The sequence below is a fragment of the Thioclava pacifica DSM 10166 genome, from assembly GCF_000714535.1.
GTDB classification, from domain to species: Bacteria; Pseudomonadota; Alphaproteobacteria; order Rhodobacterales; family Rhodobacteraceae; genus Thioclava; species Thioclava pacifica.
Window position 1 is genome coordinate 1 of the sequence record NZ_AUND01000034.1, and the last position, 26089, is coordinate 26089.

At 64.7% G+C, this 26089-nt stretch carries 25 protein-coding genes; 12 read left to right on the forward strand and 13 right to left on the reverse strand.

Going from position 1 to position 26089, the window contains the following annotated elements; all coding sequences use genetic code 11:
• Window positions 1-72 precede the first annotated feature (72 nt).
• The 11 genes from TP2_RS12120 to TP2_RS12165 form a co-directional block, all read right to left on the reverse strand.
• Window positions 73-1437, reverse strand: a complete 1365-nt coding sequence (locus tag TP2_RS12120) for a cytochrome P450 (RefSeq protein WP_038077879.1) — start codon at window positions 1435-1437, stop codon at window positions 73-75.
• Window positions 1434-2699 (reverse strand): hypothetical protein, encoded by a 1266-nt coding sequence (locus tag TP2_RS12125; RefSeq protein WP_038077880.1) that lies wholly within the window; start codon window positions 2697-2699, stop codon window positions 1434-1436. Before TP2_RS12125 ends, TP2_RS12120 begins: the two co-directional genes overlap by 4 nt.
• 56 nt (window positions 2700-2755) lie before the next feature.
• Window positions 2756-3448 carry a M48 family metallopeptidase gene (locus tag TP2_RS12130; RefSeq protein ID WP_038078585.1) on the reverse strand — a complete coding sequence of 231 codons (693 nt, stop codon included), beginning with the start codon at window positions 3446-3448 and terminating at the stop codon, window positions 2756-2758.
• Between the two features lie 49 nt (window positions 3449-3497).
• Window positions 3498-4103, reverse strand: a complete 606-nt coding sequence (locus TP2_RS12135) for a DedA family protein (RefSeq protein ID WP_051692571.1) — start codon at window positions 4101-4103, stop codon at window positions 3498-3500.
• Window positions 4100-4474, reverse strand: coding sequence for a hypothetical protein (locus TP2_RS12140; protein ID WP_038077882.1), 375 nt, complete (start codon window positions 4472-4474; stop codon window positions 4100-4102). The genes TP2_RS12135 and TP2_RS12140 overlap by 4 nt, the downstream gene beginning before the upstream one ends.
• Window positions 4471-5652 carry a vWA domain-containing protein gene (locus TP2_RS12145; RefSeq protein WP_038077884.1) on the reverse strand — a complete coding sequence of 394 codons (1182 nt, stop codon included), beginning with the start codon at window positions 5650-5652 and terminating at the stop codon, window positions 4471-4473. Before TP2_RS12145 ends, TP2_RS12140 begins: the two co-directional genes overlap by 4 nt.
• A gap of 14 nt (window positions 5653-5666) precedes the next feature.
• Window positions 5667-5834 carry a hypothetical protein gene (locus TP2_RS18660; RefSeq protein WP_169739532.1) on the reverse strand — a complete coding sequence of 56 codons (168 nt, stop codon included), beginning with the start codon at window positions 5832-5834 and terminating at the stop codon, window positions 5667-5669.
• 37 nt (window positions 5835-5871) lie between these two features.
• Window positions 5872-7350 carry a DUF2927 domain-containing protein gene (locus tag TP2_RS12150; protein ID WP_240473756.1) on the reverse strand — a complete coding sequence of 493 codons (1479 nt, stop codon included), beginning with the start codon at window positions 7348-7350 and terminating at the stop codon, window positions 5872-5874.
• A gap of 493 nt (window positions 7351-7843) precedes the next feature.
• Complete coding sequence (locus TP2_RS12155) at window positions 7844-8830, reverse strand: methyltetrahydrofolate cobalamin methyltransferase (protein WP_038077887.1); 987 nt, start codon at window positions 8828-8830, stop codon at window positions 7844-7846.
• Window positions 8827-9711 carry a methylenetetrahydrofolate reductase gene (locus tag TP2_RS12160; protein ID WP_038077889.1) on the reverse strand — a complete coding sequence of 295 codons (885 nt, stop codon included), beginning with the start codon at window positions 9709-9711 and terminating at the stop codon, window positions 8827-8829. Before TP2_RS12160 ends, TP2_RS12155 begins: the two co-directional genes overlap by 4 nt.
• Before the next feature lie 13 nt (window positions 9712-9724).
• Window positions 9725-10033: a virulence factor gene (locus TP2_RS12165; protein ID WP_038077892.1), complete on the reverse strand. Its 309-nt coding sequence runs from the start codon at window positions 10031-10033 to the stop codon at window positions 9725-9727.
• A gap of 306 nt (window positions 10034-10339) precedes the next feature.
• Here TP2_RS12165 and TP2_RS12175 point away from each other — a divergent pair, with 306 nt between their 5' ends.
• From TP2_RS12175 to TP2_RS18055, 6 genes are all read left to right on the forward strand, one after another.
• Window positions 10340-10780, forward strand: coding sequence for an EF-hand domain-containing protein (locus tag TP2_RS12175; protein WP_038077896.1), 441 nt, complete (start codon window positions 10340-10342; stop codon window positions 10778-10780).
• Between the two features lie 348 nt (window positions 10781-11128).
• On the forward strand, window positions 11129-12274 hold the full coding sequence (locus TP2_RS12180; RefSeq protein WP_038077897.1) for a Ppx/GppA phosphatase family protein: 1146 nt from the start codon (window positions 11129-11131) through the stop codon (window positions 12272-12274).
• A complete protein-coding gene (locus TP2_RS12185; RefSeq protein WP_038077898.1) occupies window positions 12274-13008 on the forward strand; it encodes an RlmE family RNA methyltransferase in 735 nt (244 codons plus the stop codon). Before TP2_RS12180 ends, TP2_RS12185 begins: the two co-directional genes overlap by 1 nt.
• Window positions 13009-13131: 123 nt before the next feature.
• Window positions 13132-14103: a GAF domain-containing protein gene (locus tag TP2_RS12190; RefSeq protein WP_038077900.1), complete on the forward strand. Its 972-nt coding sequence runs from the start codon at window positions 13132-13134 to the stop codon at window positions 14101-14103.
• Window positions 14104-14414: 311 nt separating this feature from the next.
• Window positions 14415-15941 carry an acetaldehyde dehydrogenase ExaC gene (exaC, locus tag TP2_RS12195; RefSeq protein WP_038077902.1) on the forward strand — a complete coding sequence of 509 codons (1527 nt, stop codon included), beginning with the start codon at window positions 14415-14417 and terminating at the stop codon, window positions 15939-15941.
• A 213-nt stretch (window positions 15942-16154) separates the two neighbouring features.
• A complete protein-coding gene (locus TP2_RS18055) occupies window positions 16155-18356 on the forward strand; it encodes a methyl-accepting chemotaxis protein (RefSeq protein ID WP_051692572.1) in 2202 nt (733 codons plus the stop codon).
• Between the two features lie 44 nt (window positions 18357-18400).
• Here the strand turns inward: TP2_RS18055 and TP2_RS12205 are convergent, their stop codons facing one another.
• Window positions 18401-19366, reverse strand: a complete 966-nt coding sequence (locus TP2_RS12205; protein WP_240473757.1) for an AraC family transcriptional regulator — start codon at window positions 19364-19366, stop codon at window positions 18401-18403.
• Window positions 19367-19422: 56 nt separating this feature from the next.
• On the reverse strand, window positions 19423-20313 hold the full coding sequence (gene miaA / locus TP2_RS12210; RefSeq protein ID WP_038077904.1) for a tRNA (adenosine(37)-N6)-dimethylallyltransferase MiaA: 891 nt from the start codon (window positions 20311-20313) through the stop codon (window positions 19423-19425).
• A gap of 119 nt (window positions 20314-20432) precedes the next feature.
• Here miaA and pyrH point away from each other — a divergent pair, with 119 nt between their 5' ends.
• The 6 genes from pyrH to rseP all read left to right on the forward strand — a co-directional run bounded on the left by pyrH (window position 20433) and on the right by rseP (window position 25959).
• Entirely contained in the window at window positions 20433-21164 is a 732-nt protein-coding gene (pyrH, locus tag TP2_RS12215; protein ID WP_038077905.1) for a UMP kinase, read from the forward strand.
• A gap of 105 nt (window positions 21165-21269) precedes the next feature.
• Complete coding sequence (gene frr / locus TP2_RS12220) at window positions 21270-21833, forward strand: ribosome recycling factor (RefSeq protein WP_038077906.1); 564 nt, start codon at window positions 21270-21272, stop codon at window positions 21831-21833.
• A gap of 42 nt (window positions 21834-21875) precedes the next feature.
• Complete coding sequence (uppS, locus tag TP2_RS12225) at window positions 21876-22634, forward strand: polyprenyl diphosphate synthase (RefSeq protein ID WP_038077908.1); 759 nt, start codon at window positions 21876-21878, stop codon at window positions 22632-22634.
• Window positions 22631-23428: a phosphatidate cytidylyltransferase gene (locus tag TP2_RS12230; protein WP_038077917.1), complete on the forward strand. Its 798-nt coding sequence runs from the start codon at window positions 22631-22633 to the stop codon at window positions 23426-23428. The genes uppS and TP2_RS12230 overlap by 4 nt, the downstream gene beginning before the upstream one ends.
• 2 nt (window positions 23429-23430) lie before the next feature.
• Window positions 23431-24609, forward strand: coding sequence for a 1-deoxy-D-xylulose-5-phosphate reductoisomerase (dxr, locus tag TP2_RS12235; RefSeq protein WP_038077918.1), 1179 nt, complete (start codon window positions 23431-23433; stop codon window positions 24607-24609).
• Window positions 24610-25959 carry an RIP metalloprotease RseP gene (rseP, locus tag TP2_RS12240; RefSeq protein ID WP_240473758.1) on the forward strand — a complete coding sequence of 450 codons (1350 nt, stop codon included), beginning with the start codon at window positions 24610-24612 and terminating at the stop codon, window positions 25957-25959.
• The last annotated feature ends 130 nt before the right edge of the window (window positions 25960-26089 follow it).

Genomic DNA, 26089 nt, shown 5'->3' on the forward strand with positions numbered 1-26089 from the left:
CGCAACGCGAGCGGGGGCAGAGCCCCCTTGCCATGAGGTTTGCTCGCCGACGCGAGCGGGGGCAGAGCCCCCTCAACGGTCGGAAATCTTGAGTGTGATCCCATCTTTCCCGCGCACGGTCAAATGCGCGACAGGCACCGGTCCACGCCCCTCGACAGGGGCGAAGCGAAACGCCCGCACCAGCATCGACAGCAAGAGCGGCCCCTCGGCCATCGCAAACCCTGCGCCGGGACAGACGCGCGGGCCGGTCGAAAAGGGGATATAGGCGTCGCGCAGACAGGCTTTGCCGTTCTCGGTGTCCCAGCGCGCGGGGTCGAACCCGTCGGGATTGTCCCAGAGCCGTTCGTGGCGATGCAGGTGCCAGGGCGAAATCACCACCTGGGCGCCCGGTTTGACCGCGCGCCCGCGGAAGGTCTCCGGGCAACGCGCCTCGCGTACGAACATCGGCACGGGCGGGTAGAGGCGCATCGCCTCGCGAAACACTGCGCGACTGAGCTTCAGCTTGCTCAGAATTGAAAAATCAGGGTTTTCCCTTCCGAGCACCGCCTCCGCCTCGGTGGCGATCCGGTCCTGCCACTCTGGATTGATCGCCAGAAGGTAGAGCGCCCATGCCAGCGCCGACGCGGAGGTCTCATGGCCCGCGAGAAAGAAGATTGCGACCTGATCGACCATTTCCTCGGTGCCGAAGGTCTCTCCGGTCTCCGGGTCGGGTGTGGTCATGATCTTCGTCGCGAGGTCGTCGGGCGCAGTGCCCGCCGCGATTTGCTGCGCGCGGGTCTCGGTGAGGGTTTCGATCAATGCGCGGATGCGTTTCGCCGTCTCTTTGGTCTGGCGTGCATGAAAGCGCGGGACCCAGCGCGGCAGGGGCAAGAGCGCGCCGAGATTGACGACCGGCGCGGCGCGCTGATGGGATTTGAACTCGGAGAAAACCGCGCTGGCCGTGGCATCCTCGATCGGAAGCGAGAACAGGGTACGAAAGATGATATCGGCGGCGGCGTGCGAGGTTACCCCTTCGATTTCAATTGGTTCCGCGCCGGCCTTCATCTTCATGCGGGCCACGCAGGCTTCGCCTGCCGCCCACATCGCCGGGAAGGTTTCGCGCAGCTTGCCGCCCTCGAAGGCGGGGTCGATGATCCGGCGCTGGCGCAGCCATTGATCGCCATTGGTGACGAAGACGCTCTCGCGCAGCAGTGGCTTCAGCCCCTCGCGCACACGGTCGGATTTCGGGAAATCCATCGGGCGTTCCTTGAGTACCAGATCGACCAGCTTCGGATCGTTGCACATGTAAGAGCGGAAAAAGGGCGTGCGGAACTCGGCCATCCAGGCGCGGTAGAGACGCGCGGGTTGGGCCGAGAGAATGTCGGATTTGAACAGCCGGAAATAGCGCCAGAGCGAGACGCGATCGGGGCGCGGGACGGGTTTGGGCGGCTGGCTCATGAGGTGGTTGTAAACCGGTTTGCCGGCGTGGTGATCCGGCTTTTCGACGCAGCACGGCCGGTGAAGCGGTCTGCGAGCGCTTGCGGGCCTGCGGTGAGGCGGAAGTAATCGTAATCGCCGGGCCGGTCGAAGGCGCAAAGATACTGGAAATGGAGCCGGAAGAAGCGCCAACGCAGCGCCTTCCAGCGGGCGGGCGAAAGCGTCTGCGTGAAGGCGGCCGAGATCACGAGCGGGTGGATCTGGTCGTCGGGCGCTACGCCCGACACCGCGACCGGATCGCAAAGCGCGAAGGCGCAGCCATCGCCGGGGGCGGTGACGTCGAGCCAGAACAGCTCGGGCCGGGTGGAGAGGAAGGCGAGATCGGCGCGCAGACGGGTGGCGCGGGGCAGGTAGCTGACCATCGGCACGACCTGACCGAGCGAGAGGAAGGAGAGGGCCGGGGGTTGTCTGCCCCCGGACCCCCGAGGATATTTGGGCATGCCCGAAGAAGAGAGGCGGTTGTCGCGGATCAGGTCGGCGAGGATCGAGATCGCGAGATGGGCGCCGGAGGAATGGCCGACGATCAGCACCTCGTCCCAGTCCTCGCGCAGGGCCGCTTCGATGCGGGTGGCGAAGTCCGCCATGCGGGTTTCCAGCTCGGGCGGGTTCGCGCCGCCCCAGCGGGCGGTGAAGGCGTAGTCATGCATCAGGTAATAGGCGAAGAGCTTGCCGTCTTTGGCGCGGAACCAGCGCAGGGTCAGGGCGAGGATCGCGCTCGCGAGGGCGAGACCGGCGAACCAATCGAGCGGGAAACCGGGCAGAAAGACGAGTAAGGCGGTGGCCGCCGCCCAGCCAAGGCCGACCCCGATCAGCGCCTGCAAGATCAGCGCGACGATCGGATAGAGCGCCGCGATCACCGGGCCCTTGCGCAGCCGCATCAGCCGGAAAAGCGCGCCGGAAAAGATGTAGGTCGAGGCGGTGCGGATCAGCTGCCCATAGGTCGCGGGGATCGACTTGCCCATCGAGTCCCGCACGATATCGGACCAGACGAGTACTTCGATATCGGCCTCGACCTGAGCGCCATCCTGGGTCGAGCTGACATGCCAGCCATAGGGGCCGCCCGCGCGTTTCGGAGCGAGCGCGATCTCGTAGCCGGAGATGCGGGCCTGCTCGGCGCCTTCCTTGCGGTAGAGCTCGCGATAGCGGCGAGGGTGAATCGGGTCATAGCCAGGGATGTAGAACACCCGGCGTTTGCGCACCTGCCCGATTTCGCTGCCCGTCATCCGTGACCCTCTTTGGCGCTCAGATTACCGGGCAAGCGCGGCGAAAGTAAGGAAAATCAGGGGGCTGTGCGCGACCAGCGCTGCGCGTTTGCCTCGATCGCGGCGATGCGCTTTGGCGTCTTGGGATGGGTCAGCAGCCAAGCGGGCACGCCAGCGCCGGGATTTTTCGTCAGCGCGTCGAGCTTGCGAAAGAGGCTCACCTGCGGTTCGGTCCCGATCCCGGCCTTGATCAGCAGCGCGGAGGCGAATTCGTCCGCCTCGAACTCGTCGCGCTGGCTGAGCCGCGCGGCAAGGGCGGTGGTGATCAGGTTCGCGATCCAAGGGCCGATGAAGGGAACGAAGCGCCCGAGCACGGTCATCAGCACCGCGCGCAAAGCGTTCTGGCCCGAGAAATCGATCATCCGGCGGCGCGAATGCCCGAGCGCGACATGGCCCAGCTCGTGGGCCACGACCGAGGTGAGTTCCTCGGGGGTGACCTCTCCGGCGCGGTATTTCTCCATGAAGCCTTCGGTGATGAAGACGCGCCCGTCCGGGGCGGCTAGCCCGTTCACCGGGGCGATCTGGTAGACGTGAACGGGAACCTCGGCCACCTCGAGGGCGGCGGCGAGCCGGTCGAGATAGGGGTCGAGCTTGCTGTCGCGCAGGCGCCGGGAATTGCCGTCGAGCTGGCGTTTGAGTTGCCAGGTCGAGAAATGCCACATGGCGAGGCCATAGAGCACGAGAAGCAGCAGAGGCAGAAGGCGGATCAGCATGGAACGGATATGGCGGCTCGCGGCCCCGTGATCAAGCGTATCGCGATCAAGCTTTGGGCGCGCGCTTGGCGGCGTGCCAGAGCCACCAGCCGAAGCCGAAGGCCGCCGCTCCCGCTGCCATCAGCCCCAGCGCGTTGCCCGCGAGGTCGGCGGCCGCGTCGAGATTGGAGCCAAAGGCGATGCCGAGGCCGACATAAGAGGTCACCCAGACCGCTTCGCCCGCGATATCGGCCAGGGTAAAACGGCGATGCGCATAGCCCGAAACACCCGCGGCGAGGTTCACCCAGGGTCCGAGCGCCGAGAACATCCAGCGCGACAGGAACACGGTGACCGAGCCGCGTTTGCGCAGGGCTGCCAGTGCCTTCTCGACCAGCGCGCCGCGTTTCGTGCCGGGGCGGGGCAGGATACGTTCCGCCTTGCGCCCGAGGGTAAAGCCGACCTGATCGCCCAGCACCGCGCCGCCGAAGGCCGCGCCCGTCACGGTGATAAGGTCCAGATCTCCCGAGGCGACGAAAGCGCCGCTTGCGATCATCATCAGCGACGAGGGCACCGGGATCGCGAGGCAGCTGAGAAAGGTCGTCACGCCCAGCAGCCACGGCCCGTAAACCGGCACCTGTGCCAGCAGCCAGTCGGTGATCTCGGTCAGGCTCATTTCGGAGTGTCTGCCTCCTGATCGGCGATCGCCCGGGGCAGGCCGAGCGAGAGCTTGCGCAGTAGCTCCTCAACGGGCTGGCCCGTGACTTTGGCGATGCGGTCGAGCGTCGGGCGACCGCTGCCGACCAGTTCGGGACCATTTTCGATCCCGAGGATCGCATCGACCTCCTCGATCCGGAGGTGCCAGCTTTTCGCGATATAGCCCGGGGTCATCCAGGGCTCGGGGCTTTGATGGCGATGGGCGGGATCGGACCAGTAGATCGCGCGGGTGACGAACTTGCCGCCGAAAAAGAGCGCGAGGACGACTGCGAGGATGAAGCCCAGCGACGCGATCTTGTGATGCGCACAGAGGTAACGCAGCTTGTTCATCCGAGCTCCTTCATCGCGGCCGTGATCCCCTCAAGCGTCAGCGGATGCATCCGGTTCTCGAAGATCTCGCGGATGATCTCGATCGACTGGGTGTAGGACCAGAGCCGTTCCGGGATCGGGTTGAGCCAGGTGTGGTCGGGCCATTGCTCGCGCGCGCGGGTCAGCCAGACATGGCCCGCCTCGTCGTTCCAATGCTCGTTCGCGCCGCCGCGATGGGTGATCTCATAGGGTGACATCGAGGCATCGCCCACGAAGATGCATTTGTAATCGGGCCCGTAGCGATGCAGCACGTCCCAAGTCGGCGTCGCCTCGTTCCAGCGGCGCTTGTTCGACTTCCAAACGCCCTCGTAGAGGCAGTTGTGGAAATACCAGTGTTCGAGATGCTTGAACTCGGATTTCGCCGCCGAGAACAGTTCCTCGACCAGTTTCACATGGGCATCCATCGAGCCGCCCACATCGAGGAAAAGCACCACCTTCACCGCGTTGTGCCGCTCGGGGCGGGTCTTCACGTCGATATAGCCCGCCTCGGCACTGGCGCGGATCGTGCCCGGCAGGTCGAGCTCTTCATGCGCGCCGTGCCGCGCCCATTGGCGCAGGCGTTTGAGCGCCACCTTGATGTTGCGGGTGCCCAGTTCGACCGTGTCGTCGAAATCGCGGAACTCGCGCTTGTCCCAGACCTTCACGGCGCGCTGGTGGCGGCTTTCTTTCTGGCCGATCCGCACGCCTTCGGGGTTGTAGCCATAGGCGCCGAAGGGCGAGGTGCCGCCCGTGCCGATCCATTTCGAGCCGCCCTGATGGCGGCCCTTTTGTTCCTCGAGCCGCTTCTTCAGCGTCTCCATCAGATTGTCGAACCCGCCAAGCGCCTCGATCTGCGCTTTCTCTTCCTCGGTGAGATGCTTTTCGAGCTGCTTGCGCAGCCATTCCTCGGGGATGTCGACGGCGTTGAGTACGTCATCTGGGGTGATCGTCTCCAGCCCTGCAAAGGCTTCGGAGAACGCGCGGTCGAACCGGTCGAGGAAGCGCTCATCCTTCACCATCGCGGCGCGGGCGAAATAGTAGAACCCGTCAATGTCGTAGGTGCACAGCCCCGCCGCCAGCCCCTCGAGAAAGCTCAGATATTCGCGCAGGGAGACGGGAACGCCGCTACGTCTGAGAGCATCGAAGAAGGGCAGGAACATGCGCTCCGGCCTCCTCAGGCCCAGATGCGGTTGATGAGAATGGTGATGAAGATGCCGACCATTCCGAAGGCGATCGCATGGACGGCGGCATATTGCGCGCGGTCGAGCCTGTTGCCGCCACGCTTTCGTGCTCGCCAATCGCCGAGCACGAGCCCGATCACGATCCCCGCCAGAACATACATTCGCGCCCCTCCCGGCTTCGACCGGGGCGCGCCCGGCTCAGTTCATCCGCGCACCCGCATCGGCCAGCGCGGCCACTTCGCTTGCACGGCGGCGCACCGCCGCGTCCGAACCAAAGCCATAGCGTGCCCATTGCTCCATGTCGAGACGGGCCTGCTCCGCCTGGGCGGCGTTGCCAAGCTGGGCATAGGCCTCGGCGCGGATCATGTAGAGCGTGGCCATGAGCGAGGCGTTCTCACCGGAGATGGCGGGTGAAAGCGAGCGGTTTACCAGCGCGATCGCATCCTGCGCGCGCCCGGTTCCCAGGGCAAAGGCGGCAAGCTGCATGTCGATATGCGCGGCCTGAATGCCGGCGCCCGGGGTGCGGGCATAGATCGCGCCCGCGTTGAGATAAGAGCGGATCGCGACATCCGGGTCGGTCTTCATGCTCAGGCGTCCCAGCGCGAACCAGGCGAAGGCGGCGCGGCTGTCGGTCCAGCCCTGCGCGGCAGCGATCTGAGTTGCCTGGCGCGCGGCGGCGCGGCGGCGGGTGTCGTTCGCGCCCGAGCCGAGCGCCGTGGCGATCGCGGTCACATAGGCGCGCGGGGTCGGGTCTTCGGGCAGGCCGCGCATCTGGCCGCCCGCCGGGTTGATCCGGGCGAGGATGGCGGGCAGGGCGGCCTGAACCTCGGTCCGGCTCATGCCCGAACGCAGCGCCGGGTCGTAATAGGCGCGCAGGATCGTCATGTCGAAGCCCGTCAGGACGGTATGGAAATTGTCATCGTTCCAGACCGTGTCAGGCAGGCGGTAGAGATCGTTCACCGGCCCGAGCGCCTGGCTCACCTCTTCATGCAGGCAATCGCGGATCTCCTGCGGGGTCGCGGGCTCGGGGATGAAGACGGTCGCGGAATGGCGTTGGGTGAGCTGGGTCCAGTCCGAACGTGCCGAGCCGCGCGAGCCGCGATAGTCAGACCAGCTCGTGACGTTCGGGACCACGAAACAGGCGACATCGGGGACGGCCCGGCGCATCTCGGATTTCGGCACGAATTGCACCGAGATCGTGTTCGCGTTGCCCGGTTGTGCCGAGACACGCAGGCCGGCTTCGGTTTGGAGGCGGCGCACGAGGCGGTTGAGTTCGGTCTGAGCCACGGGCGGCGCATTGCCCGCGAGCGTAATCGAGACGGGCCCCTCGAAGCGGGTAAAGCGCGGCAGCGGTCGACCGGACTCGAGATAGAAGCTCAGTTCGAGGAAATCGCGGCCCAGATGCGAATTGTCGGGCAGCCGCGCGGCCGGCACGGGGTTCGACAGTCCCGGCACCGGATCGACCAGCGGCAGGTCGAGCAGCTCCGTGGAGCCGCGCGTGGCGGTCACCTCGGGCGAACTCGGCACGCAAGCCGACAGCGCTCCCGTCACCATCACGGCGGCGAGAAGACGAACGAGTTTTTCGGGCCGCGTGACAGCGCGGCGGTTGCGCGGGGTCGCCTCGGTGCTGGCAGGCACCAAGGCGACCGCTTCGCGCGGCAGACATGTAATACGCATGGCAGTGCGTGTTCCCAGGTTGGAGGCCCAGACTAGGCACAGGACATGAACTTCTTCCAGTAAATCTTTGACTGGTAATTGGAATTTTTTGAGGCCATCGCAGATATAGTGGCGCGTTCTTGCCGCCCCCACGTCTTGTTGTTGCCGGATTTCGCCGAACTGCCCGCGATTAGCGCAAGTTTGGAAACGCTCGGGTCACGGAAACGCGAATCGCGGTTATCATGGCGCAGATCGGGAAACGGTTTGTGGATAAATCGGAAACGGACGAAGACGAAGTTTTCGGGATTCCTCTTGAGCGACGAGTGGGGAGCTGTGTTTTTACCGCGAAAAGGGGGTGAGACGCGCTCGCATTGATCGCGTCCGGGCAACGATCGGAGGCCGAGGGGATCAGCGGCGCCAGCGGCCCGAGGTCGCGCCCGGTAGCCCCTAGATATCCCTGCAAACAAAAGCGCCCGGGCCGAGACCCGGGCGCTTTATGAATTTTTCAACGCGATCAGCCGCGACGGCGGCGACCACCGCGACGTCCGCCCGCACTGGAGCTCGCAGCGGCAGCAGACGCCTCGGCAAAGCTCTGGCCCTCTTCCTTCATCGCATCGAGCACCTTCGCCAGCTTGATCCACTCCATCCCGTTCGGGTCGTGGTTCATCAGCAGGTTGGCGGCGCGGATCGCCTCCATTTCCTGGCTGCGCACCGGGTTCATGATCGCCGAGGTCATGCCCGCGCCGATCGCCATCGGAAGGTAAGCCCCGTTGATCCCGTGGCGGTTCGGCAGGCCAAAGGAGATGTTCGACGCGCCGCAGGTGGTGTTCACGCCCAGCTCTTCGCGCAGGCGGGTGACCAGCGTGAAGACCTGACGGCCCGCAGTCGCCATCGCGCCCACCGGCATCACCAGCGGATCGACGACGATGTCATGGGCGGGAATGCCGAAATCGGCGGCGCGCTCGACGATCTTCTTGGCCACGGCGAAGCGCACGTCCGGGTCTTCGGAAATTCCGGTGTCGTCATTGGAGATCGCCACGACCGGCACGTTGTATTTCTTGACTAGCGGCAGAACGAGTTCCAGCCGCTCTTCCTCGCCGGTGACCGAGTTCAGGAGCGGGCGGCCTTCGGCGGCCGCGAGACCGGCCTCGAGCGCGGCCGGCACCGAGCTGTCGATGCACAGCGGCACATCGACGACGGCCTGCACGCGCGCAATCAGGTCGCGCATCAGCGGCGGTTCGACGAAGTTGTTATCCGCATAGCGCGGGTCTTCAGCCATCTTGTTCGAGAAGACCGCCCCCGAGTTGATATCCAGAACCGTGGCGCCACAGGCGACCTGCTCGAGCGCGTCTTTCTCGACGGTCGAGAAATCGCCCATCTCCAGCTCGGCGGCGAGCTTCTTGCGGCCGGTGGGGTTGATCCGCTCGCCGATGACGCAGAAGGGCTCGTCAAAGCCGATCACGACGGTTTTGGTTTTGGACTCAAGGACGGTGCGGGTCATTCATGGCCTCTCTGTTCGGCGATCCAGTTGGCTGTGGCGGTGATGCCGCCCAGCGGGAAGAAATGTATGGCTTCGATATTCGACGGACGATCCAGCGCGAGATCGGTCAGAAGATCGGTCGGCTCGAAGGGCAGCAGCAGCTTGGTCACGTCGCGGGCGCGCTTTTGCAGCACTTTCAGCGAGGGGCCGACGCCGCAAGCGATGGCGAATTTCAGGAGCGTCTGCAGCTTGGCGGGGCCTGCGACACCCAGATGCACCGGCATCTCGATCCCGTTGGCTTCCAGCCGCGCGGCCCAGTCGCGGATCGGACCGGCCTCGAAGGCGAATTGCGTGGCGATCGCCATATCGGCATCGGTGCGGTTCGCGAAATCCTGCTTTAGCTTGAGCGCGGCCATCACCTCGGCCTCGCCGCCATCGGGGTCGATGTCGCGATTGCCCTCGGGGTGGCCGGCGACATGCAGACGGGCAAAGCCGTCGAACGCGCCGGTCTCGATCATCTGCATCGCGCAATGCAGCTCGCCCACGGGTTCTTTGACGCCGCCGCCCAGCAGAAGTGCCTGTTGAACCCCGGCCTCGCCCTTGTAGCGCTGCACCCAGTCGTTGAGCTGCGCCGCATCGCGGATGATGCGCGCGGGGAAATGCGGCATCGGCTCGAAGCCCTCGTCGCGCAGGCGCTTGGCGGTCGCGAGCATCTCCTCGATCGGCGTGCCCTCGATATGGGCGATATAGACGCGGGTGCCGGGCGCGAAGAGGGCACGGAAACTTTCCACCTTAGCGGCGGTGCGCGGCATCACCTCGACCGAGGCGCCTTCCAGAAGCGCCTCCATCTTGCCGTTGACCGGCGGGCGCGGCGCCTCGCGGCGGAAATTCACAAGTGCCATTCGCATCTCTCCCTTAGGACGACGAGGGGTCCCAGCCGTCATTGGCAATCAGTGCGCGCAGATGCGCGTCGTCATATTTGGAGAGAATCCGTGCCAGCACGGCTTCGGCGGCTTCGGCATCCTCGCCGGGCTCTTCGCCCGAGGGAACCTTGCGCCATTCCGCCAGATAGGCGTCGCTGTCGCGTGCGCCCACCTTCATCGCCGCCCGGTCGATCGCCTGTTCGAACCGCTCGGGGAGCGGCTTCTTGACGCCACGGCGTCCCTTGCCCGCGATGATCTGGGCCGGGATGTCGCGCCAATAGACCAAGGTGATCTGTGCCATGCGAATCTCTCCTCACGAGTTCAGAATTGCGCGAAAGCGACGCGGCGCGCGGTGGAATTTCGACATTCCGTCGCAGCTCAGCGACGTAAGCCTGTCCGTGGGGAAGGTGATAGCAGGCGCGGTGGGGGCAGGGCCACCGCGCGGGATCGGAAAAATCCGCGACAAGATGATGAGCGGGGCTCAAGAGAGGCTGCGGCGGATGCGCCGCGCGGCAATCTGGCACATTCTTTCATAGCGCCTTGCGCTTAGATCGGGTTGACGCCGCGCCCGTCGCGTTTGTTTGATCCCGGATTTGAAAGCGAGACCATGACCAAGAGCCTTTCCCTGATCGCTGCCCTTCTTGTGAGCCTGCCGATGGCGGCGCGCGCTGAGAACCCCGCCGAGCAATTCATGTCGACCTGGGATCTCGATGGAAACGGCACGGCGACCCTGGCCGAGCTCGAAGAGATGCGTGCCGATGTCTTCACCTCTTTCGACGCGAACGAAGATGGGGTGCTCGATCTTGAGGAACATGCGGTGTTCGACGAGGCGCGCGCGAATGACGTCGCGGGCTATGAGGGCAAGCGGCGTGAGCAGATGCAGAAGATGGCCGACGGCATGCGCATGGAGGCGACGGACGCCAATGGCGATCAGCAGGTGACGCTGGCCGAGTTCCAGTCGAGCACGGTGAAATGGTTCACCCAGCTCGACAAGAATGGCGATGGCGGCATCACCATGGAAGATTTCGCGATGAAGCCCGCACAATAAGGGCCCACGCCGGAGCGTCGTCGTAACCCCGGCGCGACTTCGCCCGGCCCTCGTGGCCGGGTTTTTTGTAGGGTGTCTTCGAAGGCGCGCCGCGGCTTTCGCCGCAGCTTGCGCCGCTCGGTCAACAGCTGCCGGTTTCTTGGGGGCGCTCTCGCAAAGCCGATGGTCGCAATGTCCTTAGACATTGCCGCGCTGTGGTGGCTCGCCTGTCGCCTCACCGCTCTGTGTGCAGATCTGGTCGTTCCATCAAATGGTTCCCTCTCAACCATCACTTCCGCGTCACGCTCCCTTGAACCGAACCGCGCGAACCGATAGTTTTAAGACAACTTGAAATCGGAGGGCGTGATCATGGCGCCCAGGCGTCGCCGGTCGGCGGGCGCGCTCCCGAAAGCTGCGAACCCCGCGCAAGCGGTGAAACCGGCTCAGGTCGAGCCACCCGCGACCCAGACCGCCAAGACAGGCGAGGGGCTTTATGCCGCGCTTGATCTTGGTACAAACAGTTGCCGGATGCTGATTGCCCGTCCGAAGGGTTCTCAGTTTCAGGTGGTGGACAGCTTCTCCAAGGCGGTCCAACTCGGTCAGGGTCTCGAGACCTATGGCCGGCTTTCTCGTAGCTCGATGGCCCGCACCGTTCAGGCGCTCCAGATCTGTCGCCGCAAGATCGAGGCACATGGTGTGAAACGGATGCGTCTTGTCGCGACCGAAGCCTGCCGGCGCGCCAAGAATGCGCGCGATTTCCTGCGCTACGTGCGCCGTGAGACGGGGCTGCCGCTTGAGATCATCCCGCCCGAGGAAGAAGCGCGGCTCGCGGTGATTTCCTGCGCTTCGCTGGTTTCGCCCAAATCCGAACAGGTGCTGGTGGTCGATATCGGCGGCGGCTCGACGGAGCTTGTCTGGATCGACCTTGAGGATGTGCCGCCCGGTGACCGCGCACGCGCGATCATGCGGCTCTCGCAGGGGTTCAATCAGCCCGACGGGCCGGTGCCCGCGGCGCGGGTCGTGGATTGGATCTCGGTGCCGCTGGGGGTGGCGACGCTCAAAGACCAGTTTGCCGATGTCGAAGACGATGCCGCGCGTTTCGCCCTGATGAGCTGGTTCTTCGAGGAAAAACTGGCCGATTTTACCCCCTATGCCGCTGGAAGCCCGCAAGACGGGTTTCAGATCATCGGCACTTCGGGCACCGTGACCACGGTTGCGGCCTGCCACCTTGGTCTCAAGCGCTACGATCGCAACCGGGTGGACGGGCTGACGATGAATTCGGGCCAGATCGACGCGGTGATCCGGTCCTTCCTGCAACTCGGGCCTGAAGGGCGGCGCACCGACCCGCGCATCGGGCGCGACCGGCACACGCTGATCATGTCGGGGGCCGCGATCTTGCAGGCGCTGATGCGGGTCTGGCCGACCGACCAGATGTCGGTCGCGGACCGGGGCTTGCGCGAAGGTCTGCTTTACGCCCAGATGGCCGCCGATGGCGTTCTTGAAGAGATGGAATGATGACGAAGACACCGACAGGCAAGAACACCTCCGGTCGCGGCCAACGCGATCTGCGTGTACGCGTGAAGACCGCGAAAGGCCGCAAGCTGAGCTCGACGCGCTGGCTCGAGCGTCAGCTCAACGATCCCTATGTGCAGCGCGCGAAGAAAGAGGGCTACCGCGGTCGCGCGGCTTTCAAGATCCTCGAGCTGGACGAGAAGTATCGTTTTCTCGTGCCCGGCGCGCGGGTCGTCGATCTGGGCTGTGCTCCTGGCGGCTGGTGCCAGGTCGCGGTGAAGCGGGTCAATGCCCTGGGCGAGAAGTCGGGCAAGAAGGTCGGGACAGTCCTCGGCGTCGATCTGCAAGAGGTCGACCCGATCGCGGGCGCCGAGATCCACCAGCTCGATTTCCTCTCGGAAGGGGCGGATGACAAGGTGAAGGCCTGGCTTGGGGGCAATGCGGATGTGGTGATGTCGGACATGGCGGCAGCCAGCTCGGGCCACCAGAACACCGACCACCTGCGCATCATCGCGCTGTGCGAAGCGGCGGCCGAGTTCTCCTTCGACGTGCTTGAAGAGGGCGGAACCTTCGTCGCGAAGGTGCTTGCGGGCGGCGCGGAGCAGGGTTTGCTCAATATCCTGAAGAAAAACTTCACCAAGGTCGCGAATGTAAAACCGCCCGCATCGCGTGCGGACAGCTCGGAAAAATTCGTGGTTGCGCAAGGATTTCGAGGGCGTCGGCACGAGGAGGACTGAGCGCGGACTGTCTCGACCCTGAGACAGTTTTTTGCGCGCTCACGGCAAATTCTCATTGTGAAAGGTCCGAATCGGCCTAACCTCTGCGGCTTCTAGGGCTGCGCAAGAGAGGGAGGCTTTCGCATGCCGGCACTGCATACGGGCGTTCCGCGCCATCATGCCGAGATCGTGCGCGAGGTCGTGTCCTCGCCCAAATCCGCTGGCCGTGCGGGGTTTGCCGCGAGTTGGCGACGTTCTCTTCTGCATCACCAGATCGACCCCGAGACGACCGGCCGCAATGACCGTCTGACCGAGGTCGAGATGCGCGAGCGACGCGAGAAGGCGGAGCTGATGATGCGCATCGCCTCGCCGGTTCTCGACCGTCTGTCCCGGGCTGCGGGCGATGCGGGCTGCACGGTTCTTCTGTCGGATGCGGGGGGGCTGGTTCTCGACGAACGTCTGCGCGATGCCGATATGGAGGATTTCCATTCCTCGAACCTCGCGCCGGGGTCGGACTGGTCCGAAGGCGCGGAGGGCACGAACGGCATCGGCACCTGCCTGGCCGAGGCCCGACCCGTGACCGTCTGGCGCGATCAGCATTTCCGCACCCGCAACACCGTGCTGACCTGCATGGGCTCGCCGATCTTTGGGGCGCAGGGCGATCTGGCGGGCGTGATCGACGTCAGTTCCGCGCGCGCCGACATGACCGAGGGCTATGCGCGGCTCGTGGCGCTGACCGTTCAGGATGCGGCCCATCGGATCGAAGCGGATCTGTTCCGAGCGTCTTATGAAGGCGCGCGGATCCTGTCGACCGGTTCGGGCGAGACCGGTGCGCAGGGCGTGATGCTGCTTGCGCTCGATCGCGATGACCTCGTCGTGGGGGCGACCCGCGCGGCGCGGCGCCATCTGGGGATCGAGGCGGGGCAGATCGGTCAGCTTCCGGCCTCGGACCTGCTCGAACAGGGGCTCCGCAACGGCCTGGAAGAGGCGCAGCGCGCCGAGATGGCCCGGGCGCTTGCGCGCAATGGCGGCAATGTCTCGGCGGCCGCGCGGGATCTGGGGATCGGTCGGGCGACGTTCTACCGAAAGGCCAAGGCGCTCAATCTCGGGGTCTGAGCCGATTTTTTCGACGATGCGGATCGGTGGGCAGGCGCCCCCGTTTTCATGTCCTGCGTCCTCGGGGTGAATCGCATGCTCTGCGCTAGGTGATTGCGTCTACGACTTAAGTCGTATTCCCTTGTTTTATTGGCTTTGAGCACGTTTTGATCACGAAAAATCACCTCTTTCTGCGTCTGCACCTGTCTCGTCACTGAGACAGATGAGGCATTCCACCAGATCAGGGCGGCTATGCACGATTCGCAGGAGAGGCCATGCTTTTCCCATGCCGCGCACCATAGGGGTCGCACGGATTTCAGGGAGGAAATAGCATGGCCAACGATATGGCACCCGAGTTCAAGGGCGTTTCGGTTTCGCCGTTCCGCGACCGTTACGACAACTTCATCGGCGGCAAGTTCGTCGCTCCGAAGAACGGCAAGTATTTCGACAACATCACCCCGATCAACGGCCAGAAGGTCTGCGAGGTCGCGCATTCCTCCGAGGCTGATATCGAAGCTGCGCTCGACGCGGCCCACGCGGCGAAAGACGCCTGGGGCAAGACCTCGGCGGCAGAACGCTCGAATATCCTGCTCAAGGTTGCGGACCGGATCGAGGAAAACCTCGACCTGATCGCCGCCGCCGAGACCTGGGACAACGGCAAGCCGATCCGTGAGACGACGGCTGCCGATATTCCGCTCGCCGTCGATCATTTCCGCTACTTCGCGGGCGTGCTGCGCAGCCAGGAAGGCACGATGTCGGAGATCGACAACGACACCGTGGCCTATCACTTCCACGAGCCGCTGGGCGTTGTCGGCCAGATCATCCCGTGGAACTTCTCGGTGCTGATGGCGGCATGGAAACTGGCCCCGGCTCTGGCCGCTGGCAACTGCATCGTCATGAAACCGGCCGAACAGACCCCGGCGGCGATCATGGTGCTGATGGAAGTCATCGCCGACCTGCTGCCCGATGGCGTTCTCAACATCGTCAACGGCTATGGGGCCGAGGTCGGTGCAGCTCTGGCGCGTTCCTCGCGCATCGCCAAGATCGCCTTCACCGGCTCGACCGCAACCGGCCGCAAGATCATGCAGGCCGCGACCGAGAACCTGATCCCGGTCACGCTTGAACTGGGTGGCAAGTCGCCGAACATCTTCTTCTCCGACGTGATGGCCGAAGATGACGCCTTCCTCGACAAGGCGGTCGAAGGCTTCGTTCTGTTCGCCTTCAACCAGGGCGAGGTCTGCACCTGCCCGAGCCGTGCGCTCATCCAGGAAGACATCTACGAGAAGTTCATTGAACGCTGCATCGCCCGCGTCGAGGCGATCAAGCAGGGCGACCCGCGCCAGATGGAGACGATGGTCGGTGCCCAAGCCAGCCAGGAACAGCATGACAAGATCATGTCCTACCTGACGATCGGTCGCGAAGAAGGTGCCGAAGTGCTCACCGGCGGCAACGCCGCGCGCTTCAACGGCGATCTGGCGAACGGCTTCTACATCCAGCCGACGATCCTGAAGGGCCACAACAAGATGCGCGTCTTCCAGGAAGAGATCTTCGGCCCGGTCGTCTCGGTCACGACCTTCAAGGACGAGGAAGAGGCGCTCGCGATCGCCAATGACACGATGTACGGCCTCGGCGCCGGCGTCTGGACCCGCGACGGGACCCGCGCCTATCGCTTCGGTCGCGGTGTCGAGGCGGGCCGTGTGTGGATCAACAACTACCACGCCTATCCGGCCCACGCGGCCTTCGGTGGCTACAAGCAGTCGGGTATCGGTCGCGAGACCCACAAGATGATGCTCGATCACTACCAGCAGACCAAGAACATGCTGGTCAGCTACAACCCGAACAAGCTCGGGTTCTTCTGATCGGTCTACCTCCCCAAGACCGAGGCCGCGCTCTCACGAGCGCGGCCTTTTTTGATTTGCCGGGCGGCATTCGAGGGCGACGGACAGGACCAGCAGTGCAATCTCTCTTTGCGCGCATCGGCGGCGGCGGACTGGGGCGGCTCCTTCGGGCGTGAACGCGATCTTAGGAAATTGGCTCTAATCCGGGGGCAACCCAGCTTCGGAGCCTGCCTCATGACCATACGCCGTCAGATCCTGTTCCTGCCGATCGGCATCGCCCTTTTCGCCTGCGCTCTGATGGCGGCAGGGTTGTTTTGGGCCGGAAACCGCGTCGAAGATCTCTCGCGAGAGCGCGAATTGGCGAGCGCGGAAGAGCGGCTGATGAGTGCTGTGCACTCCGCCGAGACACGCGCCTTGGATCGCGCGCTTCTGATCGCGGTGCTGCCCCAGGTGGAAAAGGCCGTGGCCGAGCGCGACGATGCTGCGCTGGAGGCGATGTTTGCCCCCGAATGGCCGATCCTGCGGGACAAGACCGGGATCGCGCAGCTGCAATTCCACACTGCTCCGGCGACCTCGCTGATCCGGATCCACAACCTTGCGAAACGCGGTGACGATCTGTCGGCGTTTCGTCAGACGGTGGTCGATGCGAACACGAAGGGCGAGCCGATCGGAGCGCTCGAGGCTGGCAAGGCCGGGATCGGCGCGCGCGGCGTCGCCCCGATCCACTACAAGGGCAAACAGGTCGGGACGGTCGAAGTCGGGCTCGATGTCGGGCAGGGATTTCTCGAAACACTCGCGGCCTCGACGGGCGCGCATTACGAATATTTCGCCTTCCCAGCGGATGCCGAGGCCGCGCCCGAGCGGCTGGCCGCGACCAGCGATGCGCAGGCACCTCTCAGCGCGGCTGACTTCGCGAAGATCCGTGCCGGCGGGGAGGTGGATCTGCAATTCGACAGCGGGGATGGCTCCTATGTGCTGCGCGCGCTGCCGCTGACCGATTACTCCGGCAAGATCGTGGGCGCCCTCACGGTCGAGCTGGATGCCTCGGAAATCTCGGCGCTGCAGGCGATGATCCAGAAGATCTCGATCGGCCTGGTCGCGGCGGCCTTCGTGATCTCCGCCGCGATCGCCTGGCTGCTGGGCGGGCGGATCGTGCGTCCGATCGGTGCGCTGGCTCAGGCTACCCGCGCCATTGCCGAGGGCGATACCAAGACCGAGGTGCGTGGCGCAGAGCGAAAGGACGAGCTTGGCGACATGGCGCGCGCGCTGTCGATCTTCGCTGAAAATCTGGACAAAAATACCGAAATGCAAAGGGTTCTGCGCGAAGAAGAGGAAAACGCACGCCGAGCGGAAATCGCCCGTCAGGAGGAGATCGCGCAAGCCGAGGCGGCCCGTCGCGCTGCGTCTGATGAGGCTGAGGCAGCACGGCGCAAGGCGGAGGCCGACGAGCAGGCAGCCTTGCGCGCACGCGAAGAAGACGCGCGACATGCGCTTGAGGAACAGGCCCGCACCGTGGCCGTGCTTGCCCGTGGGCTCGATGCGCTCGCGCATGGCGATCTCTCGATCACCATCGACGAGGCTCTGTCGGGCGAATACGAAAAACTGCGCGGTGATTTCAACGCCGCAGTCGTTCAGCTGTCGCAATCGCTTGCCCAGATTGAACACGGGGCACATCTGATCGACGGCGAGGCACAATCCATCGCCTCCTCAGCCGAGGAACTCGGTGCGCAGACCGAACGTAACGCCGCAACGCTGGAAGAAACGGCGGCCGCGCTCAACGAACTTACGGTTTCAGTGCAATCGGCGGCCGAGGGAGCCCAATCGGCGCGCGCGCTCGCGACCGAGGCGCGCGGTCACGCTGAAAGCGGTGCAGAGGTTGTCGAGAGCGCGGTTGCGGCGATGGCCGAAATCGAGACGTCTGCCAAGGCGATTTCGCGCATCACCTCGGTGATTGACGACATTGCCTTCCAGACCAATCTGTTGGCCCTCAATGCCGGCGTCGAGGCTGCGCGTGCCGGCGAGGCAGGGCGCGGTTTTGCGGTCGTTGCCTCTGAGGTGCGAGCGCTCGCGCAGCGGTCTTCCGAGGCAGCCAAGGAGATTTCGGAACTCATCGCGTCCTCCGATACCCAGGTCCATTCAGGCGTTACGCTGGTCGGTCAGACCGGGAAGGCTTTGCAACGTATCGTGACCTCTGTGCGCGAAATCCATGATCGGGTGTCGGAAATCGCGGTCTCCTCGGGGGAACAGGCAAGCGGGATCTCCGAGATCAACGCCGCTGTGCACCAGCTCGATCAGGCCACGCAGCGCAGTGCGGCGATGTTCGATCGCAGCGCTGCAGCCAGCCGCGCAATGCTTGGAGAGAGCGCGCGGCTGTTGAGTTCGGTCTCGACATTCACCTTGCAGCAATCGCCATCTGGCGAACAAAGCGCGGCATGAGTTGGTGGCGGCCGGTTGTCGTGGCGAGTGTCAGACCCGCACGATTAGCCCGCGCGGCGGAATGCGATCGGGGTGCTGCCGGTCCCGGCCTGAAAGGCGCGCGTGAAATAGGCGGGGCTGCGATAGCCCAATTGCTGAGCAATGTCCTTAACCGGAGTCTGCGTGTCGCGCAGAAGGCGACGGGCCTCGTAAAGGCGGCGGTCCTGCAACAGTTCCAGCGCCCCCTTGCCGCAGGATTCGCGGCAGGCGCGCGCGAGATGGGTCGGCGTGACGCCCAGCTCGCCGGCGAGATCGCCGACATTGACGCCCGAGCGGAAATCACGCTCGACCAATGCGGAGTAACGCGAGACAAGCTTACGTGCGGCGCTCGGCCGGATCGCCTCGATGCCATGGCTCTCGATCTGACGCTCGAGCCAGACGCTCAACAACCCAAGATGGCTGCGCAAGGCGCGCTCCGAGGCGGGCCGTTCACTGTCGATCTCGCGCTGGATCGCTTCGACCAGAGCATTGAGCTCGCCCTGAGCCATCGCCTCGCGGATGCGCAAATGATGCGCCGAATGGGGCAGTTCGAGCGCGTTGTCGCGTCCGAAAAACAGCGCCTGCCCATGAGTTTGATTGCTGACCTCGAAACCGTGAATGACACCTGCGGGAATGAAGATCGCGTTGTTGGGGCCGTAGCCGCGGGTCACGCCGCCGAGCGTAATCCGGCCTTGGCCACGCGTGAACCACAGCAGGCAGGGCTCGGAAAGCGCGCGCATCGCTTCGACCCGCCACCGCCCCCCTTGCGCCAGCAGCGCGATCGGCACGAGCCGGGGGCTCGATGGCGTGAGGTCGCTGGCCGGATGCGTCGGTACCGTTTTCGACCGAGTGGCCGAAGATGCGGCGACTGTCTCGGGCTTGCGCGGCGCGAGAGAGGGTTTCGTCTGCGCAAGTTGCGACAGAGGTGGGGTGGAAAAGAGCTTCACGATTGGCTGATCCCGATCCAGTTCGAGCGTGAGGATATCCTGCAACCCCTTTCAAACCAACAGATTTACGCGCGATCTCCCGCGCGCCTGTGCTCGTCCGGTCACGCATACGCGATCTTGTGCCACGCCTTCATTCGGCTACGAAACCATGTGCGTTGGCGCTTGGCATATTGGCGGGAAGCCGCCTGTGCGTGGTTACGAGCGGTCTCCAGATCGAGCGCGCCGCGCAAATATGCGACAAGTTCCGGCGCCCCGATTGCCCGCGCCCAAAGCGCGTCCGGGTCCCAGTCCGGCGCAATTGCCCGCACCTCATCGAGCGCGCCGCCTTCGAGCATCAGATCGAAGCGGCGGTCAATGCGCTCGGCAAGCCAGTCACGATCGGGCGACAACAGGAGCGGCGTGCATCCGGCAAGTGGGAGAAGCGGTGCGGGGGTGCGGTCCTGCCAGGTGGCAAGGCCTTCACCCGTGGCGCGCATCACCTCCCAAGCGCGCTGGACCCGCATCGGGTTGAGCGGGTCGATCCGTGCGCGGGTCACGGGATCGAGCTCGTCCAGCATCCCCTCATGGCCTTCGGCGGCGCGGCGTGCATCAGCCGCGGCACGGATTGCGGGCGGGGTCTCGGGGATTTCGGCCAAGCCTTCGGTCAGTGCTGTGAAGTACAGGCCGGTCCCGCCGACGATGATGGAGCGCGGGCCGCCCGCATTATGGGCCTCCAGCAGTGGCGCGATCTCGCGAAGCCAATGGCCGACGGAATAGGGCTCGCCGGGATGCTTGTGGCCGTAGAGACGGTGGGGCGCGCGGGACTCCTCGTCAACGGAGGGGCGCGCGCTCAGCACCCGCCAACATGACCAGACCTGAAGCGCATCGGCATTGACCACGATCCCACCATCGCGCTCGGCCAGTTCCAGCGCCAGTGCCGATTTCCCGCTCGCCGTGGGACCGGCGATCAGAACCGGCAGGTGGGTCGGAATTTCAGGCAGGATCGGGCGCATCTGCGGCTCTTTGCAGCGGGAAGGTCGGACAATGGGCCGCGCCCTCTCGCGAGAGGTTGAACCCGGCCCCCATTTGGGACATTTTGCGCCGCGATGACAACAGCCCTCAGGAGGATCTAATGAGCACGGAGACGCATCCGGCGGCCAAATACAAACGCGTGCTGCTGAAGATCTCGGGCGAGGCGCTGATGGGCGACCAGGGCTACGGCCTGCACCCGCCGACCGTTTCGCGGATCGCGCAAGAGGTGAAATCGGTCCATGATCTCGGTGTCGAGATTTGCATGGTGATCGGCGGCGGCAACATCTTCCGCGGGCTTGCGGGCTCGGCGCAGGGGATGGAGCGCACCACGGCTGATTACATGGGGATGCTCGCGACGGTGATGAATGCGCTCGCGATGCAATCGGCGCTGGAAGGGCTGGGAGTGTTCACCCGCGTGATCTCTGCAATCCCGATGGATCAGGTCTGCGAGCCCTACATCCGCCGTCGCGCGGTGCGCCACCTCGAGAAAAAACGGGTCTGCATCTTCGCCGCCGGGACCGGTAACCCCTATTTCACCACCGACACGGCCGCGACGCTGCGCGCCAACGAAATGTCGTGTGAGGCGATCTTCAAGGGCACGAAGGTCGATGGGGTCTATGACAAGGATCCGAAGAAATTCGATGACGCCAAGCGCTATGACACGGTCAGCTATGACGAGGTGCTGCAAAAGAATCTCGGTGTGATGGATGCCTCGGCCATTGCGCTCGCGCGCGACAACAACAAGCCGATCATCGTCTTCTCGCTCGACGAACCGGGCGGTTTCCGCGGGATTCTCGCGGGCGAGGGCACCTATACCAAGGTTCAAGGGTAAGCCGCGCGGTTGCGCGGTCACTTGCCTGTCACAAAAGCTAGTTTTCGCCGCGGCTCTGGGATACATCTCGGAGCCGAGGCTGCAACCAAGACGGAAACAAGAACAATGTCCGACGAGATTGAGATCGACACCGATGACCTCGAGCGCCGCATGGATGGCGCGATGACGGCCCTGAAGCACGAGTTCGCGTCGCTGCGCACCGGCCGTGCCTCTGCCTCGATGGTCGAACCGATCACCGCCGAGGCCTATGGCCAGACCACCCCGATCAACCAGCTCGGCACCGTGAACGTGCCCGAGCCGCGCATGGTCACCATCAATGTCTGGGACAAGGGTCTCGTGGGCGTGGTCGAAAAGGCGATCCGCGAGAGCGGGCTGGGCATCAACCCGCAGACCAATGGCACGATCATCATGCTGCCGATCCCCGAGCTCAACGAGGAGCGCCGCAAGGAGCTGACCAAGGTCGCTGCGCAATACGCCGAGCACGCCCGCGTCGCGATCCGCAACGTGCGCCGCGACGGCATGGACCAGATCAAGAAGGCCAAGGGCAACGGCATGTCGGAAGACGACGTGAAGTTCTGGGAAGCCGAGGTCGAGGAAATCACCAAGAAGCACATCGCGGTGGTCGACAAGGCGCTCGAGAACAAGCAAGCGGAGATCATGCAGGTCTGAGGCGAAACGCCTCGACCCGCTGATGGGAGGATCGATCCGCAGATGGCGCTGAGCACCCCGGATATTGCCGAAACCTCGCCCGAGCCGCAGGGCGAGGCGCGCGCGCCGCTTCATGTCGCGATCATCATGGATGGCAACGGCCGCTGGGCGACCCAGCGCGGCTGGCCGCGTCTGGCCGGGCACCGCAAGGGGGCCGAGCAGATCAAGAAGATCGTTCAGGCCGCGCCCGGCCTCGGCATCCGCTACATGACGATCTACGCGTTCTCGACCGAGAACTGGAAACGCTCGACGCAAGAAGTGCTCGGGCTGATGAAGATGTTCCGGCTGATGATCAAGCGCGAGGCGGCAGAGCTGTCGCGTCAGGGCGTCGAGCTGCGCTTCATCGGCGATCGCACCCGGCTCGACCCGCTTCTGCGTGAGACGATGGATTCGATCGAGGCGCGCACCAAGGGCAATACGAAGCTGACCTTGGCGGTCGCGATCAATTATGGCGGGCGTGACGAGCTGCGCCGCGCCGCGCTCGAGCTCGCGCGGGATCTGGCCGAGGGCCGGATCGCGGAGGAGGCGGTGGACGAGGCGGCGATCTCGGCCCGGCTCGACACGCGTGGCATGCCCGATCCGGATCTGGTGATCCGCTCCTCGGGCGAGACGCGTACGTCGAATTTCCTGCCCTGGCAGGCGGCCTATTCGGAATATGAATTCACGCCGACGCTCTGGCCCGATTTCACCCCCGAGGAGCTCGCCGACATTCTCGAGCGGTTCGAGGGGCGCGAACGCCGCTTCGGTGGGGTTGCCTCGTGAGCGGGGGCTCTGCCTCTGGCAAATGGGGCGATCTGGTCCCGCGTCTGGCATCCGGTCTCGCCATGGTCGTGATCGGCATTGCCGCGATCTGGCAAGGTGGTGCGATCTTTGCAGGTCTCTCGGTTCTGGTGACGGGCCTGATGGTCTGGGAGCTGATCACCATGCTCGCGCCCGGACGACCGGGCAAGGCGGTGGGGCTCGGGCTGGTCGCGGCAGCGCTTCTGAGCTTCGTCTTTGTCATCCATGAGCCACTGGGTCTGGTCTATCTGCTGATCGTGCCAATCGTCGCGGCGATCATCACCAAGGGGCGGCGCGGCGTGGCCGCGGCCTATTCGCTGGCAATCATGCTCACGGGATACGGGCTCGTGGCGCTGCGCGAAGGCGCGGGGCTCGGAGCGATCACCTGGATTGTCGCGGTTGTCGTTGTCTCTGATATTGCTGGATATTTTGTCGGGCGCACGGTGGGCGGGCCGAAATTCTGGCCCAAGGTGAGCCCGAAGAAAACCTGGTCGGGCACGGTTGCGGGCTGGATCGGGGCGGCGATCGTGGGCGCGATTTTCGCGCAGCTCGGCGGCGGTGTGGCGATGATCTGGATCTCGCCGCTTCTGGCCTTCGCGGGGCAGCTCGGCGATATTGCCGAGAGTGCGATCAAGCGTTGGACCGGCGTCAAGGATAGCTCTTCGCTGATCCCCGGCCATGGCGGCGTGCTTGACCGGTTCGACGCGCTTACGGGCGCGGTGGTGGTCTTGATGCTGATCTCGCAGGTGATGCCCCTGCCGCTGACGGGACACTGATCATGCGCAAGGTTTCGGTATTCGGCGCGACCGGCTCGATCGGGGAAAGCACCTTTGACCTGTTGATGGGGCAGGGTGGCGCCGAAGCCTATGACGTGGTCGCACTGAGCGGCGGGCGCAATGTCGCGCGGCTGGCCGAACAGGCCCGCGCGCTCAAGGCCGATATCGCCGTGACCGCCTTTGACGACTGCCTGCCCGCGCTGCGCGAGGCACTCGCCGGATCGGGCGTGCAGGCGGCATCGGGTGCGCAGGCGCTGATCGAGGCGGCACATCGCCCCGCGGACTGGATCATGTCGGGCATCGTGGGCGCGGCGGGGCTGGCGCCCGGCTTCGCGGCGCTCTCGCAGGGCACAACTCTGGCGCTGGCCAACAAGGAGTCGCTGGTCACGGCGGGGCCCTTGTTGATGGCCGAGGCGCGCGCGCATGGCGCGACGATCCTCCCGGTGGACAGCGAGCATTCGGCGATTTTTCAGGGACTCGTGGGCGAGGAAATCGGCGCGGTCGAGCGGGTGATCATCACGGCGTCGGGCGGAGCGTTCCGCGACTGGCCGCTGGACCGTCTGGCGCAGGCGACGGTGGCCGAGGCCTCTTCGCATCCGAATTGGAACATGGGACAGCGGATTACGATCGACTCCGCTTCCATGTTTAACAAGGCGCTGGAAGTCATTGAGGCAAAAGAATTCTTCGGTTTCGCCCCCGAGCAGATCGAAGTACTCGTGCATCCCCAAAGCATCGTGCATTCGATCGTCGGTTTCCGCGATGGCGCGCTGATGGCGCATCTTGGTGTTCCCGACATGCGCCACGCGATCGGCTATGCGCTGAACTGGCCCGAGCGGCAGGCACTTCCCGTTGCGCGGCTCGATCTGGTCGCGATCGGAAGCCTCGAGTTCCGCGCCCCCGATACCGAGCGTTTTCCTGCCTTGCGTCTTGCGCGCGAGGTGATGGCGACCGGCGGGCTTTCGGGCACGGTTTTCAACGCCGCGAAGGAGATCGCCCTCGATCTTTTCATCGCGGGCCGGATCGGTTTTCTTCAGATGGCCGCGCTGGTCGAGGCGGTGCTCGAGGACACGTCGAAGGGCCAAGGCCTTGGAATTGCCGCAGTCGACCTCGATATGGTTCTGGACTGCGATGCCGAAGCGCGCGCCCGCGCGAAGGCGATAAGTGAACAGGGAAGGATCTGAGTGTTGGACCTGCTGCCCCAATTCGGCAATCTGCTTTATACCGTCGTGGCCTTCGTCGTTGCGCTTTCGATCATCGTGGCGGTGCATGAATATGGCCACTACATCATCGGGCGGCTTTCGGGGATCAAGGCGGAGGTTTTCTCGCTCGGCTTCGGCCCCAAGCTGATCAGCCGCGTCGACAAGCATGGCACGCGCTGGCAGATCGCTGCGATCCCGCTCGGGGGCTATGTGAAATTCCTCGGCGATGCGAATGCGGCCTCGGCAGGGGCCGACGAGGCGGAAATGGCGCAGCTGAGCGCCGAAGAGCGTCGCCACACGATGCATGGCGCGCCGCTTTGGGCACGCGCAGCCACCGTCGCCGCGGGACCGGTCTTCAACTTCATCCTGTCGATCTTCGTGATCGCGGGGCTTTCGCTCTGGACGGGGCGCGCGATCGACACGCCCGCGATCCAGACCGTCGTGGCATTGCCCCAAGGCCCGGGCGGGCTCGAGAGCGGCGATGTGATCAAGGGGGTCGAAGGCACGCCCACGCCCGATTACGAGGCGCTCGGCGGGTTGATCGAGAAAGTGCCGGGCGGTCCGGATCTGACCTATGAGGTCGAGCGTGATGGCCAGGATGTGAGCGTGACGGGGCCGCAGCTTTTCCCCTCGCGTTTCGCCGGGATCCAGCCGGGGTCGGCCGCTTATGACGCGGGGCTGCGTACCGGTGACGTGATCACCGCAATCGACGGCACGCCCGCGTGGCGCTTCATCGACCTGCAAGACGTGATCAAGGCGGGCAATGGCGCGCCGGTCGCGCTCGATATCTGGCGCCCGTCTGACGATGGCAGCGAGGGAGAACGCTTCTCGGTGACGCTGGTACCGCGCCGCACCGATCTGCCCGTGGGTGACGGAACTTTCGAGACCCGCTTCCTGATCGGGGCCACCGGCAGCTACATGTTCGAGCCCGTGACCGAACCGATTGGCCCTCTCGAGTCCATCTCCAGCGGTGTGAGCCAGACCTGGGGCATCATCACGCAATCGATCTCCGGCATCCGGGCGATGATCGCGCAGCAGATCTCGAGCTGTAACCTGACGGGTGCGCTGCGCATTGCCGAGACCTCGGCGGCAGCAGCGAAATCGGGCCCGCTCGATTTCATCTGGTTTATCGCGGTGCTCTCGACTGCGGTGGGTTTCCTGAACCTCTTCCCGATCCCGGTGCTCGATGGCGGCCACTTGATGTTCCACCTCTACGAGGCGGTCGTCGGCAAGCCCCCGTCGGATCGGTTGATGAACGCATTCATGTCTGTCGGTCTTGCGCTGGTTCTGACGCTGATGCTGTTCGGCTTGTGGAACGATCTGACCTGCTGAGCGCGGGCAGGGCGCGCAGAATTGGCGCGCCCTCGCACGTGCGCCGCAATCTTGCCACAATTGGTTCGAATTGAAGCCATCTTCCACGGCTATCTCTGTCTTCGGACGCCCCTGTTGCGTGCAAGGAGAG